Here is a 3,848-nt window from a genome sequence, read left to right as displayed (position 1 = left end):
GAGCAGTTGACTTTTAATCAATTGGTCGCAGGTTCGAATCCTGCACGACCCACCAGTTATGTAGAAAGGCGCCCTAAAGGCGCCTTTTTGCTTTTTAGGCTTTTTTAAATGTTAGGTGGATTTGCTTTGAGATGGTGCACCGGCCAGATAAGGCGGGGCGGATCGCGAAGAAACCTCACATCCCTGTGGATCGGCCTCGCAAGTACTCGCCTCATCCATGAGGCTCGCCCGCAAGCGGGCAACGCTTCGCGTTGTGCAAAAACGCTCCCGGCGTTTTTGTCCATGGCTCGGACGCTTCGCTCCTTCCGCTCCCGCCTTTTCTGGCCCTTAAGCTTCGATGTTGCTTTAAATAATCGCACCCATGCTTAACGAAGACGGAAGGACCGGGTGGTGGAGTAAAGCTTCCGGCGCATGGATGCGCCGGCAGAGCCTACAGGGATGTATCCACGGCGACTTTACGGAACCGCCCGGTTCTTTCGGCTGATTGGCAAGGTATTAAGCCTAATCTACTTTTTTACCTTAACCGGTGTCAGACTTTTCCAGATATGCAGCACCGCATAGCTGCGCCAAGGTCGCCAAACCTGCGATAACTGCTCCGCCACTTTGGCACTCACGCCGCCGAGGTTATTACGAATCGCAATATCCTCTTTGGGGAACGCATCAGGCCAACGCAGTGCGCGCATCGCGATATAACTTGCCGTCCACGGCCCAATCCCTTTCAGCGCCAGTAACTGCTGCTGAACTACATCAGGATTCACCGCACCGTTGAAGCGCAATGCGCCAGAAGCACAGGCCTGAGCCAGTGCCTGAATGGCATGTGAACGCGCACTGACAATCCCCAGGCTGGCGATATCATCGATGCTCGCCGCCGCCAGTGACTCCGCATTCGGCGGCAAACGCGAAAGTTCTGGCCATGGCGTTACCAGTGGCTCACCAAAGCGCTGTGCCATTCGGCTACTTAACGTGGTTGCCGCTTTCACCGTAACCTGCTGGCCGAGTATCGCGCGCACACCCAACTCAAAGCCGTCAAACGCACCAGGAACGCGTAGACCGGGAAAGCGCGACAAGCTCTCGGCTAAAAGCGGATCGTGGCTTAGGTGCTCTGCTATGCGCTGTGGCTGCGCATCAAGGTCAAACAGATCGCGCAGACGACGCAGCAAAGCGGGCAGCACCGGCGTCAACGACGTCGTGAATTGCACCTTCAGCGACTGTTTCTCCGCAAGATGGCTCACGCGCACCCAGCCGCGACAGCTGCCCAGCGCCACGGTGCGGTGATAAATGCCTGCGTTCACCCATTCCACTTCCTTCATCACGCGCTGCTGCAGGAAATCGAGCATCGCATCCCAATCGTAAGGTGGGCGATAACTCAGGCGCAGTTCAGCGCTCTCCTGCGTGCTCTTCACGGCGTCAGGTTGATTCTGTTTGCGTAGGCGGGAAGGCGTCATGCGATAGCGCGCCTGGAACACATCGTTAAAACGCCTCAGACTGCGAAAGCCGCTGGCGTAAGCAATTTCAGTAACCGGGAGTGAGGTTTCTGTCAGAAGTTGCTTAGCGAGCAGCATACGACGTGTCTGACGCAGCTCTAAAGGCGATACGCCGAGCTCTTGCTGCACCACACGACGCAATTGACGTTCACTCAGGTCAAACTCGCTAGCAATGTCTGCTAACGTCTCCTGCTCTTCCAGCAAGCCCTCTTCGATGCGACGAATTAAACGATCGGCAATGCGGTGATGGCTATCCACCGGCGCAGAGCCGGGCGCCAGTTCTGGGCGGCAGCGTAAACAGGGGCGGAAGTGGGCTTTTTCGGCGGCCTCTGCGCTGCTAAAAAACAGGCAGTTCTTCTGCATCGGCGCTTTTACCGGACAAATGGGGCGGCAATAGATGCCAGTGGATGTCACGCCAACAAAAAACAGCCCGTCGAAGCGGCTATCGCGCGACGTCAGCGCCTGGTAAGCAATTTCAGCATCAAACATCATCGTCTCCGGCAAATAAACGGCATGGTCGCGCAAGCTGAAAGGGAAAACTCGCTGCTTTCGGACAGCTAACCAGTTTATGCTGATGACCGAAAACAGCCAGTTTCCTGCGGCGGAAATGCGATAATCGCCAGCAGAGATTAAGCCGGAGGTGCACCATGTATCATGCCAAAATCATCGCGACGCCCGTTGGCGAGCTCACGCTTGTTGCCACCGATAAGGGATTGTCGGCGATTCTGTGGGAAAACGAAGGCGCGCAGCGCGTGCCGTTGAAGCCGATTAGCCGTAACGATCAGCATCCGATTCTGTGTGAGGCTGAACGTCAGTTGCGCGAATATTTCGCTGGTGAGCGTCAGCAGTTTGATATGCCGTACGACACTGTCGGCACCGAATTCCAGAAAAAAGTGTGGCAAGCGTTGCTCACTATTCCGTTTGGTGAAACGCGCAGCTACCTGCAAATCGCCGAGCAGATCGGTAATCCCAAAGCGGTGCGCGCCGTGGGCGCAGCCAACGGTAAAAACCCGCTATCGATCATGGCGCCGTGCCATCGCGTGATTGGCAGCAACGGCAAACTCACCGGTTTTGCGGGCGGTCTCAGCGTTAAAGCTTTCCTGCTAGAGCTGGAAAGCCCACAGAAGAGCACGTTGTTGCTATAGAGCGCGCAAAAAAGAGACGACACTCTCGCGCAATTCCGCTATCGTGTTTAGCATATAAAACACGATGGCGGTTTTGATGCCGCATCATTGCCGTAACAGGCAATTTTGTTAAATTGAGAAAACGAGAGCCGTGTCATGAGTCTGATGTTTGATCCTGAAAGCGCGATCTATCCTTTCCCGCCGAAACCGGCACGTCTCAGTGACGATGAAAAATCCTACTACAAGAACAAAATCAAACGCTTGCTGAAAGAACGTGATGCGGTGATGGTGGCGCATTACTACACCGATCCCGAAATTCAGGCGCTGGCGGAAGAGACCGGCGGCTGCGTATCGGACTCACTGGAAATGGCGCGTTTCGGCAGCACCCATCCAGCTAAAACCTTGCTGGTGGCGGGCGTGCGTTTTATGGGCGAAACCGCAAAAATTCTTAGCCCGGAAAAAACCGTGCTGATGCCCACCTTGCAGGCGGAATGCTCGCTCGATCTCGGGTGCCCGATTGAGGAGTTTAACCGCTTCTGCGATCAGCATCCCGATCGCACCGTGGTGGTGTATGCCAACACCTCGGCGGCGGTGAAGGCGCGCGCAGATTGGGTCGTCACCTCGAGCATCGCGGTTGAGCTGATTGAACATCTCGACAGTCTCGGCGAGAAAATCATCTGGGCACCGGATCGCCATCTTGGTCGCTACGTCACGCAAAAATCCGGCGCAGATGTGCTGTGCTGGCAGGGCGCTTGTATCGTGCATGACGAATTCAAAACGCAGGCTTTGCAACGCATGAAGGCGCTCTATCCGGATGCGGCAGTGCTGGTGCATCCTGAATCACCGCAGGCGATTGTCGATCTAGCCGATGCGGTGGGATCCACCAGTCAACTGATTCAGGCGGCGCAAAGCTTGCCGCATCCGCAGATGATCGTTGCCACCGATCGCGGCATCTTCTACAAAATGCAGCAGGCGGTGCCGAACAAAGAGTTGCTGGAAGCGCCAACCGCAGGCGAGGGCGCAACCTGCCGCAGCTGTGCGCACTGTCCGTGGATGGCGATGAACGGTCTGAGAGCGATTGCCGAAGGACTGGAACGTGGTGGCAGCGAGCATGAAATTCATGTCGATGATGCGCTGCGCGAGGCCGCGTTGATCCCGCTTAATCGCATGCTATCCTTTGCTGCAGATCTCAAACTTAAAATCAAAGGGAATGCATGACGGGCTCCCGTTACACAGGCAC

Annotated in this window: 3 protein-coding genes; 2 read left to right on the top strand and 1 reads right to left on the bottom strand. The window is 55.8% G+C overall.

All coding sequences use genetic code 11. The features are described from left to right. Positions 1-506: 506 nt before the first annotated feature. Positions 507-1,973 carry an AlkA N-terminal domain-containing protein gene (locus tag RTY00_RS21525; RefSeq protein WP_312666118.1) on the bottom strand — a complete coding sequence of 489 codons (1,467 nt, stop codon included), beginning with the start codon at positions 1,971-1,973 and terminating at the stop codon, positions 507-509. A 158-nt stretch (positions 1,974-2,131) separates the two neighbouring features. Here RTY00_RS21525 and RTY00_RS21520 point away from each other — a divergent pair, with 158 nt between their 5' ends. Continuing rightward, on the top strand, positions 2,132-2,629 hold the full coding sequence (locus RTY00_RS21520) for a methylated-DNA--[protein]-cysteine S-methyltransferase (protein WP_154153333.1): 498 nt from the start codon (positions 2,132-2,134) through the stop codon (positions 2,627-2,629). A gap of 135 nt (positions 2,630-2,764) precedes the next feature. Beyond that, positions 2,765-3,826 carry a quinolinate synthase NadA gene (gene nadA, locus RTY00_RS21515; RefSeq protein WP_312666116.1) on the top strand — a complete coding sequence of 354 codons (1,062 nt, stop codon included), beginning with the start codon at positions 2,765-2,767 and terminating at the stop codon, positions 3,824-3,826. Positions 3,827-3,848: the final 22 nt, after the last annotated feature.

Source organism: Pantoea sp. CTOTU49201 (genome assembly GCF_032054795.1).
In the GTDB taxonomy this organism is placed as follows: domain Bacteria; phylum Pseudomonadota; class Gammaproteobacteria; order Enterobacterales; family Enterobacteriaceae; genus Pantoea; species Pantoea symbiotica.
Note: the sequence above shows the minus strand (reverse complement) of the source record. Positions and strands in the feature narration are given on the sequence as shown.